11 protein-coding genes are annotated in these 16,548 nt (G+C 65.1%); 3 read left to right on the top strand and 8 right to left on the bottom strand.

Going from position 1 to position 16,548, the window contains the following annotated elements; translation table 11 throughout:
• Positions 1 to 12: 12 nt before the first annotated feature.
• Positions 13 to 783: a peptidoglycan editing factor PgeF gene (gene pgeF / locus ACQY72_RS14310; RefSeq protein WP_428154392.1), complete on the top strand. Its 771-nt coding sequence runs from the start codon at positions 13 to 15 to the stop codon at positions 781 to 783.
• A gap of 161 nt (positions 784 to 944) precedes the next feature.
• Here pgeF and lpxC read toward each other — a convergent pair whose 3' ends face one another.
• The 7 genes from lpxC to murB form a co-directional block, all read right to left on the bottom strand.
• Positions 945 to 1,844, bottom strand: a complete 900-nt coding sequence (gene lpxC, locus ACQY72_RS14305; protein ID WP_428154390.1) for a UDP-3-O-acyl-N-acetylglucosamine deacetylase — start codon at positions 1,842 to 1,844, stop codon at positions 945 to 947.
• Positions 1,845 to 2,030: 186 nt separating this feature from the next.
• Positions 2,031 to 3,623 carry a cell division protein FtsZ gene (gene ftsZ / locus ACQY72_RS14300; protein WP_428154389.1) on the bottom strand — a complete coding sequence of 531 codons (1,593 nt, stop codon included), beginning with the start codon at positions 3,621 to 3,623 and terminating at the stop codon, positions 2,031 to 2,033.
• A 262-nt stretch (positions 3,624 to 3,885) separates the two neighbouring features.
• A complete protein-coding gene (locus tag ACQY72_RS14295; RefSeq protein WP_428154387.1) occupies positions 3,886 to 7,680 on the bottom strand; it encodes a TonB-dependent receptor domain-containing protein in 3,795 nt (1,264 codons plus the stop codon).
• Positions 7,681 to 7,829: 149 nt separating this feature from the next.
• Complete coding sequence (gene ftsA, locus ACQY72_RS14290; RefSeq protein WP_008263640.1) at positions 7,830 to 9,122, bottom strand: cell division protein FtsA; 1,293 nt, start codon at positions 9,120 to 9,122, stop codon at positions 7,830 to 7,832.
• Between the two features lie 59 nt (positions 9,123 to 9,181).
• On the bottom strand, positions 9,182 to 10,069 hold the full coding sequence (locus tag ACQY72_RS14285; RefSeq protein ID WP_428154385.1) for a cell division protein FtsQ/DivIB: 888 nt from the start codon (positions 10,067 to 10,069) through the stop codon (positions 9,182 to 9,184).
• A complete protein-coding gene (locus ACQY72_RS14280; RefSeq protein ID WP_428154384.1) occupies positions 10,057 to 10,998 on the bottom strand; it encodes a D-alanine--D-alanine ligase in 942 nt (313 codons plus the stop codon). The genes ACQY72_RS14285 and ACQY72_RS14280 overlap by 13 nt, the downstream gene beginning before the upstream one ends.
• 72 nt (positions 10,999 to 11,070) lie before the next feature.
• Positions 11,071 to 11,982, bottom strand: coding sequence for a UDP-N-acetylmuramate dehydrogenase (murB, locus tag ACQY72_RS14275; RefSeq protein ID WP_428154383.1), 912 nt, complete (start codon positions 11,980 to 11,982; stop codon positions 11,071 to 11,073).
• Positions 11,983 to 12,073: 91 nt separating this feature from the next.
• Between murB and ACQY72_RS14270 the strand changes: the two genes are divergently transcribed.
• Positions 12,074 to 12,751, top strand: coding sequence for a hypothetical protein (locus ACQY72_RS14270; protein ID WP_428154382.1), 678 nt, complete (start codon positions 12,074 to 12,076; stop codon positions 12,749 to 12,751).
• A gap of 11 nt (positions 12,752 to 12,762) precedes the next feature.
• Here ACQY72_RS14270 and murC read toward each other — a convergent pair whose 3' ends face one another.
• On the bottom strand, positions 12,763 to 14,205 hold the full coding sequence (gene murC, locus ACQY72_RS14265; RefSeq protein WP_428154380.1) for a UDP-N-acetylmuramate--L-alanine ligase: 1,443 nt from the start codon (positions 14,203 to 14,205) through the stop codon (positions 12,763 to 12,765).
• Between the two features lie 182 nt (positions 14,206 to 14,387).
• Here murC and ACQY72_RS14260 point away from each other — a divergent pair, with 182 nt between their 5' ends.
• Positions 14,388 to 16,475, top strand: coding sequence for a catalase (locus ACQY72_RS14260; RefSeq protein ID WP_428154378.1), 2,088 nt, complete (start codon positions 14,388 to 14,390; stop codon positions 16,473 to 16,475).
• Positions 16,476 to 16,548 lie beyond the last annotated feature (73 nt).

Raw genomic sequence — 16,548 nt, 5'->3', positions numbered from 1 at the left:
ATAGGTGGGGGCATGAGCGATCTGGCCCCCATCACCCACCCGCTTCTGACCGCCGCCGGCATCGCCCACGGCTACTTCACCCGCGCGGGCGGCGTCTCGACCGGCCTCTACGAAGGCCTGAACGCCGGCGTCGGCTCAAAGGACGATCCCGCCGCCGTCGCCGAAAACCGCCGCCGCGTCGCCGCCCATTTCGGCGCAGACGCCGACCATCTGAACGGCTGCTACCAGATTCATTCCGCTGTCGCCCGCGTGGCGGAAGGACCCTGGCATGGCGACAGACCCGAAGGCGACGCCGTCGTCTCGGCCGAGCCTGGTCTGCTGTGTTCGGTCCTGACCGCCGACTGTGCGCCGGTTTTGCTGGCGGATCCCGAGACCCGCATCGTCGCCGCTGTCCATGCCGGCTGGAAGGGCGCGCTAGGCGGCGTAATCCATTCCGCCGTCACCGCCATGCAGGCCCTGGGCGCCGATCCCCGCCGCACCCTGGCCGTCGTCGGCCCGTGCATCGCCCCCGCCAGCTACGAGGTCGGCGTCGATTTCGAGGACCGCTTCACCCACCACGACCCCGGCAGCGACCGCTTCTTCTACCCCGGCGAGACCGACGACAAACGCCAGTTCGACCTGCCCGGCTTCGTCCTGTGGAGGCTGCAGCAGGCCGGCGTCGGCCAGGCCGTCTGGACCGGCCACGACACCTGCGCGGACGCGGAGCGCTTCTATTCGAACCGCCGCGCCTTCCAGCAAGGCGAGCCGGATTTCGGGCGGTTGATCAGCGTGATTGGAGCTTAGCGCATAAAGCCTCTCCCTCCCCGTTCCGGGGTGGGGGCGGCCCGGCAGGGATGCACTTGCCTGATGTAAGAAGAGGTCTGTGGGGCGTCACTTGGCCCTCCCCACCCGGTCTCGCCTATGGCTCGACCACCCTCCCCGTTCCGGGGAGGGATAACGCGGGCTCAGCCCACCCGCGCCAGCTCCGGCACGCGCGTCACTTCGCGCCAGGCATGGGGCGCAGCCAGCAGCGCCCGCACCAGACGGTTGTTCAGCGCGTGACCGGCCTTATAGCCCTCGTAACGGGCCAGCAGAGGCGCGCCCAGGACATACAGGTCACCGATCGCATCCAGCGCCTTGTGACGCACGAACTCGCGTTCCATGCGCAGGCCGCCGGGATTCAGGATCTCGTCGCCGTCGATGACCACGGCGTTCTCCAGCGAACCGCCGCGCGCCAGGCCCGCCTGACGCAGGGCCTCGACCTCATGGGCGAAGCCGAAGGTGCGGGCGGCCATGATGTCATTGCGGAAGGTCGGCTCGTCCACCACGAAGTCGATGACCTGGTTGCCGATCACGGCCGACGGGAAGTCGATTTCGAACCGCATCTCGTAACGGTCGCACGGCAGCAGGGCCGCGTGCTTGTCGCCTTCGGTGACGTGGACCGTTTCCAGGATTTCGATATAGCGCTGCGGCGTCGGTTGCGGACGGAAACCCGCCCGGTCCAGCAGTTGCACGAACTCCAGCGCCGATCCGTCCAGGATCGGCAGCTCCGGTCCGTCCACCTCGATCACGGCGTTCGACACGCCCAGCGCGGCGAAGGCGGCCATCAGATGCTCGATGGTCGACAGACGAACGCCGGCGCCGTTCTCGATCATCGTATTCAGGCGGGCGTCCACGACGGCCTCGCCCGACACCGGAATACGGTTGTCGCGGTCGGTAATGTCGGTGCGCACGAAGACAATGCCCGTGCCCGAAGGCGCAGGCCGAACCGCCAGCCGCACGCGGCGGCCGGTATGCACCCCGACGCCGGCGATGATGGCCGGGGCGACGATGGTGTGTTCGTGATGGTCGTTTCTGACCGACAAACTCAAACTCGCTCTTGGTTCTGCGCGCCGCACACCATGCGGATTACGCCCTAGGTTTCATGTAGCGGGCATGCCGCAACCGCGAAATCAAAGTCCGGTTTCGGATTGTTTCGGTCTGGGACACATCCTGAAACGAAGAACGCCCCGGAGCCGGGCTCCGGGGCGTTCCATCGTCACTTGGGTTGTCTAGTTGGCCAGACGGCGGAGAAAGGATGGGATTTCCAGGTCGTCATCGGCCTGTCCCGCCTCCGGTTCCGCTTGCTGCGCCGGTTGGGCCGACCCACGCGCTTGATGCGTAGGCTGGGGTGCATAGGAGGCCTCGTGCTGAGGCTGGGTGCGCTTGCCGCGACCGAACAGGCTCCAGCCGCTGCGGCGGTGATCGCGGTCATCATAACCGTCGTCGGCCTGGGGCTGCGCGACAGGCGCGGCGCGTTCACGCTCGACGTACAGGTCGCCCTGCGGCGCGACGCGAGGAGCCGGAGCGCGGGTCTCATATTCCTCGACCCACGGATCGACGATGGGATCCAAGGCGCGCGGCTGCTGTTCGGCGACGCGGATCACCGGCTCGGGCCGCGGTTCCGGCTCGCGAGCGGCTGGAGCCTGAAAGGTCGGCACGACCGGCGCCGCCTCAATGCGGGGCTCGGGCGCACGCGGGGCTTCCGCACGCACCGGCTCGCGATACATATCCCGCGTCGGTTCCGGCGCGCGCGACGGCTGCGTGCCATACAGACCACCAGCCGAACGGCGGGCGTCATGACCGGCCAAAGGCGCGCTGGCGGCCGGTGGGGCGATGGGTTCGATACGCTTGATCTCACCCTCGTCCATGCCGGTGGCCACGACCGAGACGCGGATCTTGCCGTCCAGGGCGGGATCGAAGGCCGCGCCGAAGATGATGTTGGCGTCGCCGTCCACCTCGGCCGAGATGGCGTTGGCGGCCTCGTCGACTTCCAGCAGGGTCATGTCCAGACCGCCGGTGATGTTGACCAGCACGGCCTTGGCGCCCTTCAGCGAGGTCTCGTCCAGCAGCGGGTTCGCGATGGCGTTCTGGGCGGCCAGCAACGCGCGGTCGTCGCCCGAGGCCTCGCCCGTGCCCATCATCGCCTTGCCCATCTCGGACATGACGGCGCGGACGTCGGCGAAGTCCAGGTTGATCAGGCCTGGCAGGATCATCAGGTCGGTGATCGAACGCACGCCCGAGTGCAGCACCTGGTCGGCCATGCCGAAGGCGTCGGCGAAGGTGGTGCGTTCGTTGGCGACGCGGAACAGGTTCTGGTTCGGAATGACGATCAGGGTGTCGACATAGCGCTGCAGCTCGGCGACGCCCGCGTCGGCCAGGCGCATGCGGTGACGGCCTTCGAAGGTGAAGGGCTTGGTCACGACGCCGACGGTCAGGATGCCGCGATCACGCGCGCACTTGGCGATGACGGGGGCCGCGCCGGTGCCGGTGCCGCCGCCCATGCCGCAGGTGATGAAGACCATATGCGCACCTTCCAGGTGCTGATGAATCTCGTCGGCGGATTCCTCGGCGGCGTTCATGCCGACTTCGGGGTGGGCGCCCGCGCCCAGGCCTTGCGTGATGGTCTCGCCCAACTGGATGCGGCGATCCGTCTTGGCGAAGCTGAGGTGCTGCGCGTCGGTGTTGGCCACGACGAATTCGACCCCTTCGAGGCCGGCGTCGATCATGTTGTTCACGGCGTTTCCGCCGGCGCCGCCGACGCCGAACACGACGATGCGGGGCTTGAGTTCAGTGTGTTGCGGCTTGACCAATGAGAGCGACATTTCTTTTTCCGACCTGCTGACCCGCCCCTTCAAACCAACCGACCGCCCCGCCGAATCGCTTTGGTTATGAGCGCGTTAAGGATTGCGCCCATGAAGGTTAAGAGAAGGTTACGGCGATAATGTGAGTCGGGTCACATCCAACACCTTTTACGGACAAGACCCACCATTTTGAACGCCACAACAAGCTTTGCACTGCGTGAGAAACGCAAAGAAAAGGGCCCGGGTGTTTCCCGGGCCCTCAAACTCACCAGCTTCTGTCCGGTTAGAACCGCATCTGGACCGATGCCGTCCAGCGGCGACCAATGTTGTCGATATAGGCTCCATTGAAGAACCCATTAGATCCCAGAGCGTCTTCGTCGGTCACGTTGTCGATGACCAGTTGTGCACGGGTGTTCTCCGTAACGTCATAGCCAAGCGACAGCGAGTGCAAAGTGTAACCATCGTACCGAACGATCGGCTGGAACTCGATCCCGATCGGGGTGCCCGCAGACTTGATCCGGGTCGCATCCTGGATTTCCGTCGTCCAGCGCGCGTTGAAGCGGCCAAGATCATAAAGCGCCGTCAGTTGAGTAGACCAGACAGGATTGGCCAAAGTGTCTTCAGCCGACTGAGAGTCGCTGAAATCACCCGTTCCCGACGTCGTGTATTCGAGCAGGTAGTAGATGTTGCCTCGGAAGCTCAGCTTGCCGAGATCGCGGTTAGCCGAGAAGACATCCCCCAGATCCATGCTGTAGCTGAAATTCGAGTTGATCGCCTTAACACGCGTTCCACCCAGGTTGAAGAAGGGCAGTTCAAACCCGTTGGTGAAGTTGAAGTTCGTGTCACGGCGAATGCCGGCGCAGCTATTCACACCAATGTCGCCGGAGTTGTCCGGGAATCCTGCACTATCGTAGCAGAATTCGGCCGCCGGTTGTGCCAGCAAGGGGCCAAGAGCGCCGGTGACCGTAATCTCCAGATAGTCTGCAGCAAAGATGAAGTTCGGAATGAACCGAGGTGTCGCGACGAAGCCATAGGTGAAGGAATCGCCCTCTTCAGGACGTAGGGCTTGAGTGCCGGAGATCAGACCGGTGAACGCAGCGCCTGACGGCGTGAAGTTGGTGTTCAGGAAGTTTTCGGCGCTGGCCCTGTCGGTGATCGAGACCGATCCCGAAGAACCCGTCAGTGTCCCTCCGTTGTCGGCCGCTCGGTTCAGAACGTCCGTGATGCAGTTCGAACGACGCGTGGCGGGATTCGGGCCTACGCTGATATTCGCGGTGGAGCAGGGATCCGCCGACGACGTGAAGAAGGGTTGGCCGCCCAGGAACAGCTCGACGATGCTGGGCTGACGGACCGACTTCGAGATGTTGCCACGGAACAGGATATCTTCCGATGGCCTCCAGGTTCCGGCCAGAGTGTAGATTTCCTCGACGTCGCCCTTGTAGCTAGGCGTACGCAGGGTGCCGGTCGTATCGCGGAAAGCAGGCGCGGAGCCCTCAAGCTGAGTATAGCGGATCGACGGGTTGAATTCCAGGGATTGGAAGAACGGCAGAGTGAAATCACCGCCGAAGATCGGAATGCGCAGCTCCAATCCACCTTCCTTGGTCTCGACTTCAGCGAAAGTCGTCGCCGATGGCGCCGATCGCGTGGCGCCGATGCGGGTCGCTTCATCGACGGTATATGCAAGCTCTTCCTTGCGATACTCGCCCGACAGAGCGAACTGGATCGGACCGGCAGGTAGATTGATCACTTCACCGCCGAAGATCGCCTGAGTGAAGTTCTGCGTCGATTCATTGTTGAAGAAGTTGCGGACGCTGATGAAGTCCTTTGCAGCTTGTGAGGCGCGCCCCTCGCCGAAGATATTCAGAGGTTGGCAAGCATCAAGCAAGGCCTGGGTGGCGTTGGTCTGGAACACGACCTGCTCGCGAACGCCGTCGGTGCCCACGCGACTGATGACGTTGGCCTGCGTCCCAGGAATCTGGCCGCCGTAGGTTGCGAGATAAGAAGCCAGGGTGGGCGTAGCGGCCGACCCTGCGCGGCAACGCGTCACGCCACCCTGATCTACGGCATCGATAGCCATGGCGAACGCAACGTCATTGATCGCGCTGAACTCGACATTTGTTTCGGCCTTGCCGTAGGTATGCGACAGCTCCCAGTTGAAGTTCCGATCAAACAGACGGAAATCACCTTCGAAGCCGTTGACGGTGCGGAAGGTCTTATTGGTCGAGACCTGCGACAAGTCGTTGACGATATCCTCGTTGTAACGAGAGACCGTGAAGTTGCCGGTGATGCCCGCCGCAGCCAAGGCTGCGCGGTTCTGCGCCGTCAGGAACGGATGGTTTGCATTCACCAGGATGGCCGCATTTTCGGTCGAGCTGGAGGATACGCCGTTGAACAGGCCGCCTGTGCCGATCGGATTGGTGACCTTGATGTCGGAATACAGGTTCTCGGTGAAGAACCGGATATTGTCGGTCACGCGGTAGCTGCCGATGATATTGCCGACATTGCGCTCTTGCTCGACCCGCAGGACAGTCGAGTCGGTGCGGTTGGCGCCATCTCCGCCCACACCCGTAGCAAACGTGCCTGGCGTGTTGGGGCCGCCTATTCCCAGCGTGAAGGTTTCCAGATTCCCGTCGCGATTGAAGCGAAGCGGGACAGCCAAACGCGGCAGGACGCCAGATCCGACACCGGTGTTGGCGATGTCGGGAAGGCCGGCCAGGAAGCTACCGGCGAAGGCATTCAGCGGCGTATTGGGATTTGCGGCGTAGTATTCACGCGCTGTGGGGTTACGCTGCTGCAGAACCTGCAAAGCTGCTGCACGAACCTGCGCGGCCGTAGCGCCAGTGGGAGCCGCGACGCCGTAGAAAGCGAAGACTCGCGCCGCATTTGCGTCTTGGGCGGCCGTGGTGGCGCCCGGCAAAGCCGAAGGCGCAAAGTTACAGATGCGAGCGTTCGCGGCGGCAGCAGCAGCGGCTTGCGCCGTGGAGAAAGCCCCGCCGTTGCAGAGGTTAGGTGCGCCCGGGATTTGCTGGAGAGTGCCTGAGATAAAGGACGAAGCCGGCGGCGCGATGCGCGCAAAACCAGGCTGAGTCACGACCGACTCCGAAGTGCCGCTACCTGCGACGGTGTTGAAGACAACACCGCCGAACGAGTTGTTAATCTGCCGACGGCTGCGCGTGTAGATTGTCGAAGGAATGCCATCTACGCCGCCGGCGAGGAAGGCAGTCGAACCGACAACTCCAGGCGTATACGCAGGATTGCGGAAACCACCGTTCAAGAAGTTGGAGATATCACCTTGGTTGTCGGACCGGAACGGACGAGCATTGGCCAGGACACCATCAATCTTGCTATACTCACCAGACACGGCGATGTTCAGGCGGTCATCCAGGAACGAGCGGCCGACTGTCGCGTTGACTGCGATACGACCTGCATCATTATACTCGAAGGTTTGGCCTCCGATGATGTTGATCTCCGCGCCTTCGTACTTATCCTTCAGGATATAGTTGACCACGCCGGACACGGCGTCGGCGCCATAGGTCGCAGCGCCGCCGACAGTCAGGATGTCGACACGATCAATCAAAGCAACCGGAATGGTCGAGGCGTCCACCTGCGAGCCGGTTTCGTTACCTGACACGAAGATGGTCGCCGAGTTGTTCGAAACGAAACGACGTCCGTTGACCAAGGTCAGCGTACGCGCCGTACCCAGATTTAAAAGGTCGATATAGGTCACGCCCAAAGAGGCGGTCTGACCACCATTGGTGCCATTCAAGCTGGCGCCGCCGCCGACCAGCGGAATGTCGTTAAGAACGTCGCCCGCGTTGGTGAACAAACGTTGTTCGATGTCCTGCGAACCGACCTGAACGCCAGGAATGACGCCCTCATACTGAGGGCGCGGGATTCGCGAACCCGTAACGACGACTTCCTCCACCGTGGCCGCGTCTTCATCGGAAGCTTGCGTGGTCGATTGCGACGAAGTGGTGGTCGGTTGCTGCGCAGGCGTCGTCTGCGCCCATGCAGGGGTGGACACCGCAATCACGCCAGCAAGGATGGTCGTGCCGAATAGGTAATTTCTCTTGATCATTGATTGCCCCAGGGTTCGCAGCAAAAGCGACGTTAGATGAACATTCTGTCATCTAAGCCGGCGATGCGATCAAGCGATTTGTGTCCCAATGGGGGCGAAATGCGTCAGAGATGTCTCTTAAGCGACACAAATTCGACAGCTTCCATCGCTCAGAGATTATCCCGCAACCACCCTGCCACCCGACCCACCACATTACCACGATGGATACGTGGCGCATCCGCAGCCGTGATCTGGCGCGCCATCAGCTTGCGGGCTGACACCGCCTCGCGCGGGCCATAGGCGGCGCGGAGCAGGACGCCGGCTGTGGCGCAGAAGGCGGGGCCGGAGGCGGCGTCGGCCAAATGTGGCGCCCGTTGGGGTTTTCCGAGGCGAACGGGGCGGTCAAACACGCGTACCGCCAGTTCGCGCACGCCGTTCAGCTGGCTGGCGCCGCCGGTCAGGACCAGGCCCGCGCCAGGCTCAAGGCCGACGCCCGCGTTCTTCAGCCGATCGCGCAGCAGTTCGAGGGTTTCCTCTACGCGGGGGGCGATGACGGTCTTCAGCATGGCGCGCGGGACGATGACCGGGCCGGCGGAGGCGTCCTCGCCGCGCGGCGGGGCCTCCAGCATCTCGCGGTCCTCGTTGGCGCTGGCCATGGCCGAACCGTGCAGGGTCTTCAGCCGTTCGGCGCCCGCCTTGGATGTCGACAGACCGCGCGCGATGTCGGACGTGACGTGATCACCGCCGACGTTCAGGCTTTCGATATGCAGCAGGGACCGTCCGCCCCACACGGCGGCGCTGGTCGAGCCGCCGCCCATGTCGATGCAGACCGCGCCCAGGTCCATCTCGTCCTCTTCCAGCGCGGCCAGAGACGACACGACGGGCGCGGCGGCCACGCCCTGCAGGTCCAGATGCGCCAGCTCCAGGCAGTGGCTCAGGGTCGTGAACACATTCTCGGCCATGGAGACGACCAGCAGGTCCAGCCCCAGCGAGCCGCCGCGCATCGAACGCGGATCATGCACGCCGCGCGCGCCGTCCACCGACCAGGCGATGGGCAGGACGTGGATGGGCCGACGGTTGGGCAGGCGAATCTGCGCCAGGGCCATGCCGATGGCGCGCGCCAGATCGGCGTCCCCGACCGGATTGGCGCCCAGGGACACCCGGGCCTGGACCCGGTGGCTGGCCATCTGACCGATGGCGGTCGTCACGACGACGCCGGAGACGGGGCTCTGGGCCGCGCGCTCGGCGCGTTCGACGGCGTGGCCGATGGCCTGGGCGGCCTCGTCCATATTGATGATGGCCCCGCCCTTCACGCCCTTGGACTGGACATGGCTGGCGCCCGCGACGCGAATGGTGCGGTCGGCGTGGCGCACGCCGTCCGGCTTCATGATGAAGCACGAGACCTTGGACTGGCCGATGTCCAGCGCGGCGATCACGGGGGCGCGACCGGCGCGAGGATCCATGCCCCGACCCTGATCGTTCGCCGCTCCGCGTTGCTTCGTCGCCATCTGTTTTTCGTGTCCTAAGCGTCGCCGGTGGGTCGCACGGCGACCTCGTCCGGGGTTCTGAGATCGACGCGGGCGAAGCCCAGGTCGAGCAGGCGTTCGCGCTGGTCCAGCGCATCGAGGCGGATCAGGGCCGCCTCCTGTTCGGTGGCGGGCAGCTGGATCAGGCTGCCGTCCTTGAGACGCAGATCCCAGCGGCGCTCGTCCACGCGCACCAGGGCGTCCACCATCCCCATCAGGCGCGGACGCTGGGCCAGCAGAGGCAGGATCTCGCCGGCCGCCACATCGGCGCCCTTGCCGACGACCAGCGGCAGGGTCGGATAGCGGCGCGCATCGGCGCCCGCGATCACCTGGCCCCGGTTGTCGATGACCTTGATCTGACCGGCCTCCTGCCAGACGGCGAGGCGGTCGTGTTCCTTGATCTCGACGATCAGGGTGTCGGGCAGCAGGCGCACCACGCGCGCCTCCTTGACCCAGCCCACGCCCTGCACTCGGTCGCGGATCGCGTTCAGATCCAGACTGGTGATCGGCTGGCCGGAATACAGACCCAGCGCCTGCTGGATCGCCGGCTCGGCCTCGGGCGAGGCGCCGGTGATATGCACCCGCTTGAGCGTCAGCCCCATTCCGGCCGTCAGGTTGTCGATCCCGTGCGAGACCGACGCACCGATCCGCTCGGCCCGCGCGCCCGTCGCCAGAACGCCGACCAGCAACAGCGCGCCGGCGCCCAGGGCGATCACGGCGGTGCGGGGTGAGATATCGACACGGCCGATGGCGGCCATCTTGCCGGGAATGGCGGACGCGTTCTTGGCCCCGCCACGCGACCGCCCTCCCCCTTTGGGAGCCGCGCCGCGTTGTGGAGCCTGATTAGAACTCTGTCGCCGACCGCCGCGAACTACCGCGGGCATGAGGCGTCCTCCACCATCCACCGAACCAGATCATCGTAGCTCATTCCGGTGTAGGCCGCCTGCTCGGGCGCGAGCGAAGTCGGGGTCATGCCGGGCTGAGTATTGACCTCCAACAGGACCAGATCGTCCTTAACATCGTCATAACGGAAGTCGGATCGCGACACGCCGCGGCACCCCATGGCGACGTGGGCGGCCTCGGCCTGGCGCAGGGCCGCCTCGAACACATAGGCCGGCAGGACGGCGGGCAGGACGTGAACCGACCCACCCGGCGCATATTTGGCCTCGTAGTCGTAGAATCCCTTGGTCGGGGTGATGTCGGTGACGGTCAGGGCGCGCGGCCCGGCCGGTTCGCCCAACACCGTGACGCACAGTTCCTTGCCGGCGATATAGGGTTCGACCACCACCTGTTGGCCATAGGTCCAGCCGGGCTCGCCCACCTCGGCGACGGGCCGATTGGCGCCCTCGCGCACCAGGAAGACGCCCACGGACGACCCCTCCGCGTTCGGCTTGACCACATAGGGCGGCTCGATGACGTGGCGGCTGGCGACCTCGTGGCGATCATACAGACCGCCGCCCGGAACCTTGATGCCGGCCGCCCGCAAGACGGCCTTGGACTTGTCCTTGTCCATCGCCAGGGCCGAGGCCAGCACGCCGGAATGCGTATAGGGAATCCGCAGCGTCTCCAGCACGCCCTGAACGCAACCGTCCTCGCCCCAGGCGCCGTGCAGGCAGTTCAGCACCACATCGGGCCGGATCAGGCCGGACAGCACATTGGCCAGGTCTCGCCCGGCGTCCACGCGACTGACGCGCACGCCCTGCCGCTCCAGCGCCTGCGCGCACTGCTCGCCCGAGGAGAGGGACACCTCCCGCTCTGCGGAAAGGCCGCCCATCAGGACGGCGACATGAAGGTCTGTGAAAGCGCGGGCCATGACGTCTCCGATTGCGGCCTACATGTTTAACAAGCCATCAACCTTCTCGCCCCCGCGATTGAAATTTTGTGGTTAGCCCACCCGACCGATGCGCTTGATCTCCCATTCCAGCTGAACGCCGGTCTTGGCCAGGACATCGGCGCGCACCGTCTCGCCCAGGCCCTCGATGTCGGCGGCAGTCGCCTCGCCGGGGTTGATCATGAAGTTGGAGTGCAGGTCGCTGAACATGGCGCCGCCGCCGGTTTCGGCGTGCAGCTTGCCGCGCCAGCCGGCCTCGTCCACCAGCTTCCACGACGAATGGCCGGGTGGATTTTTGAAGGTGGAGCCGCCGGTCTTTTCACGGATCGGCTGGGTTGTCTCGCGACGGCTGGTGATCTCGTTGATCCGGGCGGCGACAGCCTCGGGCGCGTCGGGCGTGCCGCGATAGGTGGCCTCGACCCACAGGATGTCGGCCGGGGCCTCGCTATGGCGATAGGTGTAGCCGAAGTCGGCCAGAGCGTAATCGACCCGCTCGCCCTTGCGGTTCAGTCCCCAGGCGGAGACCAGCACGTCCTTCGTCTCCGCACCGTAACAACCGGCGTTCATGGTCAGGGCGCCGCCAACGGTGCCCGGAATGCCGGCATAGAACTCCAGCCCGGCGATCCCCGCCTTGGCCGAAGCCTTGGCGACCATGGAGTCCAGCGCGCCCGCGCCGGCCGTGATCGTGTCGCCGTCCGTCGTGATCTGCGCCCACGGCCGCCCAGCCAGGCGGATCACCACCCCCTCGACCCCGCCGTCGCGTACAATGACGTTCGAGCCGACGCCCAGCACGGTCACGGGGACGGCCGGGTCCAACGCCTTCAGGAAGTCAGCTAGGTCATCAGCGTCCGCCGGGATGAACAAGGCCTCGGCCGCGCCGCCCACCCGGAACCAGGTGTAGGGGCCAAGGGGTTCGCCACGCAGCAGCTTGCCGCGCACGGAAGGAAGATCGTCACTCAGAGTCATGCGATGTCCGATAAAGGCGCCGGCGCCGAAGTCAAAGCATAGACGAACAAGGCCGCTGGCCTGCCCCGTCCTGCATGCCTAGGGTCGCATCATGAAACCCGTTCAAGTGGTCAAGATCCTCGCTCTCTCCATGGTTCTAACGGCGGTCATGCTGATGGGCTGGATCGGGCTCGTCTACGCCGTAAACACCTATACTGTGATCGCCATCACCGCCGAGGAAGTCTTGAACCTGATTCTGGTCGGGTTCGTCGCCGTAATCGGCCTGCCCATTCTACACGCCGCGACCTATCGATGGTTCTGGCACATCCGACGCAAGCAGGCGGCTGGCGAATTCCTGCTCGGCGAGGAGATGCCAGGCTTTGGTTCAGAGTCCACCCAGCCGCCTCCACGGATCAAGTGGAGGGCGCGCCAGATCGCCGTCTACGCTCTCTTGTATCTGGTCGGAATGAGCTCGCTGATGGCCGCCTACGCCCCCTTGGGCCATCAAGAAGCACTGACCTCATTCCTTTGGCGGTTCAGCGCAGGTCGGGCATCATTTTCTAGCCTGGTTCAACTGGTCATCGTCTTCTTGCCGATGGCGCTCTGTTTTGCCTGCCTCATCCCATTGTTCGAAGCGGACCGGAAACGGCTTACCGCCGGAGGCCTGAGTGAACAGGAGGTACTCGACATCCGCGGGCGACAGGAGTGGCTGTCCTCCTTCGCCACCGCCTTTGTGATGGCTGGCTTCCTGGCCTTCATCGCGGGCAACATGATCCTTGCCCATCTCTGAGGCGCGGACCGTCAGCCGTTCAACGCTTCCAACTGCCCCGGCAGGGCATAAGCCCAGGACGTGATGTCGCCGGCGCCCAGCAGGACGACCAGATCGCCCGCCTTGGCCTCGCTGGCGATCACGCCCGGCAGGGCCTCGACGCCGTCCAGCGCCTGAACCGAGCGGTGACCGAAGCGGCGGACGCCGTCGACCAGGGCGTGCTTGTCCACCCCGTCCAGCGGCCCCTCGCCGGCGGCATAGACGTCGGCCACGATCACGGCGTCGGCGTCCGAGAAACAGGTCGAGAACTCTTCCATCAGGTCGCGCAGGCGGGTGTAGCGGTGGGGCTGAACCACGGCGATGACGCGGCCGTCGCCCTCGGCGCTCTGCACCACCTGGCGCGCGGCCTTCAGCACGGCGGAGATCTCGACCGGGTGGTGGCCATAGTCGTCCACGATCCGCACGCCCCCGACCACGCCCGTGGTGGTGAAGCGGCGCTTGACCCCGCCGAAGCCGGCCAGGCCGGTCCTGATCGCCTCGTCGGCCACGTTCAGCTCGCGCGCCACGGCGATGGCGGCCAGGGCGTTGGCGATGTTGTGCCCCCCGGCCATGGGCAGATACAGGGCGTCGATCCGCGTCTCGTCGGCGTCCGCGCCCGCGCCCTTGAACACCACGTCGAACCGGCAGCCGTCCGGCCCCATGTCGATGTTCTCGGCCCGCACCATGGCCTGAGGATTGACGCCATAGGTCACCAGCCGCCGGTTATCGATGGCGGCGACCAGTCGCTGCACCTCGGGGTGATCCAGGCAGACGGCGGCGAAACCGTAGAAGGGGATGTTTTCGACGAAATCGATGAAGGCCTTCCGCACCCCGTCGAAGTCGCCGTAGTGATCCAGGTGTTCGGGATCGATATTGGTCACGATGGCCGCCGTCGATTTCAGGCGCAGGAAGCTGCCGTCGCTCTCGTCCGCCTCGACCACGATCCAGTCGCCGTCGCCGACCTTGGCGTTGGTGCCATAGGCGTTGATGATGCCGCCGTTGACCACCGTCGGATCCAGCCCGGCCGCATCCAGCAGGGCCGCGACCATCGAGGTCGTCGTCGTCTTGCCGTGCGTGCCGCCGACCGCGATCGAGAATTGCAGCCGCATCAGCTCGGCCAGCATCTCGGCCCGTCGCACCAAGGGGATGCGCCGCTCGCGGGCCGTCTTCATCTCAGGGTTCTCGGCCTTGACCGCCGTCGAATAGACCACGGCCGAGACGCCTTCGCCCACGTGGGCGGCGTCATGACCGATGAATATCTTCGCGCCCAACGTCTCCAGACGTTCGGTGTTGGCGCTGGCCTTGGCGTCCGAGCCCTGCACCGAATAGCCGATCTTGAGCATGATCTCGGCAATGCCGCTCATGCCGATGCCGCCGATGCCGACGAAATGGACGGGACCGAGGTCGAACGGGACAGGGCGAAGGCGTGCGATCATCGTCGCGTCATAGACTCCGCCTCGCCGCATGCGAAGGGCGCGCCGCATACGGAGCGAACTTTTCTGAGGGCGATGACCGCGCCGCGTGTGCGCGATGCCGCACAGAACCATCGCATCCCCGCGACGTTGTGATGGTAACGCGCGCCGCACCCCTGTCGACGCCGCCGCCCCAAGGTTTCCAGATGGCCAAAACACCCACCCCCGCCGGTGCGTCCACGCTCGGCAATGCCGGCGAACTGCACCAGACCGCCTCAACGCCCCAGACCCGCACCACGACCAATCACGGCGTCCCGATCAGCGACAATCAGAACTCGCTCAAGGCCGGCCCGCGCGGCGCGACCCTGCTGGAGGACTTCATTCTTCGCGAGAAGATCCAGCATTTCGACCACGAGCGCATCCCGGAGCGGATCGTCCATGCCCGCGGTTCGGCCGCCCACGGCTTCTTCGAACTGACCGACAGCCTGTCGGACTTCACCACCGCCAAGATCCTGACCGAGGTCGGCAAGAAGACCGAGTTGTTCACCCGCTTCTCGACCGTCGCCGGCGGTGCGGGGTCGGTGGACACGCCGCGCGACGTGCGCGGCTTCGCGGTCAAATTCTATACGACCGAGGGCAACTGGGACCTGGTCGGCAACAACATTCCCGTCTTCTTCATCCAGGATGCGATCAAGTTCCCCGACCTGATCCATTCGGTGAAGATGGAGGCCGACAAAGGGTATCCCCAGGCGGCCAGCGCCCACGACACCTTCTGGGACTTCATCGGCCTGATGCCCGAGAGCATGCATATGGTCATGTGGGCCATGTCGGATCGCGGCATCCCGCGCAGCCTGCGCATGATGGAAGGTTTCGGCGTCAACACCTTCCGCCTGCTGAATGCGGACGGCGAGGCGACCCTGGTCAAGTTCCACTGGCGGCCCAAGCTGGGGACACAGTCCACCTGCTGGGACGAGGCGGTCAAGATCGCCGGCGCCGACCCCGACTATCACCGCCGCGACCTGTATGAGGCCATCGACCAGGGCGACTTCCCGGAGTGGGAGTTCGGCGTGCAGCTGTTCACCCAGGAACAGGCCGACGCCCTACCCTTCGACATCCTGGACGCCACCAAACTGGTGCCGGAAGAGGATTACCCGATCCGCGTGATCGGCCGCATGGTTCTGGACCGCAACCCCGACAACTTCTTCGCCGAGACCGAACAGGTCGCCTTCCTGCCGACCAATATCGTGCCGGGCATCGACTTCTCGGAAGATCCGCTGCTGCAGGGCCGCTTGTTCTCCTATCAGGACACCCAGCTGTCACGCCTGGGCACGGTCAACTTCCACCAGATCCCGATCAACCAGGCCAAGGGCTGCCCCTTCCAGAACTTCCAGCGCGACGGCCATATGCAGATGGCCGTGCCCAAGGGCCGCGCCAACTACGAACCCAACAGCCTGGCCGAGGCGGGCGAGGACGGCGGCCCGCGCGAGGATCCCAAGGGCGGCTTCCGCACTGCGCCCATTCCGGTCGAGGGCGAAAAGGTCCGGCTGCGCGCCGAGACCTTCGCCGACCACTACAGCCAGGCGCGGCTGTTCTTCCGCTCCCAGACCGAGATCGAACAGGCCCACTTGGCAAGCGCCATCGTGTTCGAACTGTCCAAGGTGTCGCTGACCCACGTCCGGGAGCGCGTTCTGGCCAATCTCCAGAACGTCGATGAAACCCTGGCCCACCGCGTCGCCGACGGCCTGAACCTGCCCCTGCCCAAGGCGTCGGAACCGGCCGTCGCCCCCATCGACCTGGAGGCCTCGCCTGCCCTGCGCATCGTCGGCAAATATCCCGACACCCTGAAGGGCCGAAAGGTCGCCATCCTGGTCGCCGACGGATCCGACGGCGCGGTCATCGACGCCGTTCGTGCGACGGTCGAGAGCGACGGCGGCTCGGTCTTCATCGTCGCGCCCAAGATCGGCGGCGCAAAGCTGAAGGGCGGCAAGACCCTGATCGCCGACGGGCAGCTGGCCGGCAGCCCGTCGGTCCTGTTCGACGCGGTCGCCATCGTCCTGTCCGACGAAGGTTGCGCCCAGTTGCTCAAGGAAGGCGCCGCGGTCGATTTCGCCAAGGACGCCTTCGGTCACCTCAAGGCCGTCGGCCACACCCCCGAGGCCCAGCCCCTGCTGGACAAGGCGGGCGTCGAGCCGGACGCAGGCGTAATCGATCTGTCCAAGGACGCCGAGGCCTTCCTCGCCCCCGCCCGCACCCGCCAGTGGGATCGCGAGCCCAAGGTGCGCATGTTGGCCTGAGGAAAAGCGGAACCGGCGCGATCATCTCGCGCCGGTTACCCGACCTTAACCACAAGGATTCACCATAGCGGTC

The sequence above is a fragment of the Brevundimonas sp. genome (assembly GCF_965279155.1).
GTDB lineage: Bacteria > Pseudomonadota > Alphaproteobacteria > Caulobacterales > Caulobacteraceae > Brevundimonas.
This window is presented reverse-complemented; position numbering and strand designations above follow the sequence as displayed.

Bases quoted from the DNA above. Each gene is read 5' to 3' on its own strand.
- pgeF (WP_428154392.1), top strand. From the start codon at position 13: ATGAGCGATCTGGCCCCCATCACCCACCCGCTTCTGACCGCCGCCGGC.
- ftsZ (WP_428154389.1), bottom strand. From the start codon at position 3,623: ATGTCGCTCTCATTGGTCAAGCCGCAACACACTGAACTCAAGCCCCGC.
- ACQY72_RS14295 (WP_428154387.1), bottom strand. From the start codon at position 7,680: ATGATCAAGAGAAATTACCTATTCGGCACGACCATCCTTGCTGGCGTG.
- ftsA (WP_008263640.1), bottom strand. From the start codon at position 9,122: ATGGATCCTCGCGCCGGTCGCGCCCCCGTGATCGCCGCGCTGGACATC.
- ACQY72_RS14285 (WP_428154385.1), bottom strand. From the start codon at position 10,069: ATGCCCGCGGTAGTTCGCGGCGGTCGGCGACAGAGTTCTAATCAGGCT.
- ACQY72_RS14280 (WP_428154384.1), bottom strand. From the start codon at position 10,998: ATGGCCCGCGCTTTCACAGACCTTCATGTCGCCGTCCTGATGGGCGGC.
- murB (WP_428154383.1), bottom strand. From the start codon at position 11,982: ATGACTCTGAGTGACGATCTTCCTTCCGTGCGCGGCAAGCTGCTGCGT.
- ACQY72_RS14270 (WP_428154382.1), top strand. From the start codon at position 12,074: ATGAAACCCGTTCAAGTGGTCAAGATCCTCGCTCTCTCCATGGTTCTA.
- murC (WP_428154380.1), bottom strand. From the start codon at position 14,205: ATGATCGCACGCCTTCGCCCTGTCCCGTTCGACCTCGGTCCCGTCCAT.
- ACQY72_RS14260 (WP_428154378.1), top strand. From the start codon at position 14,388: ATGGCCAAAACACCCACCCCCGCCGGTGCGTCCACGCTCGGCAATGCC.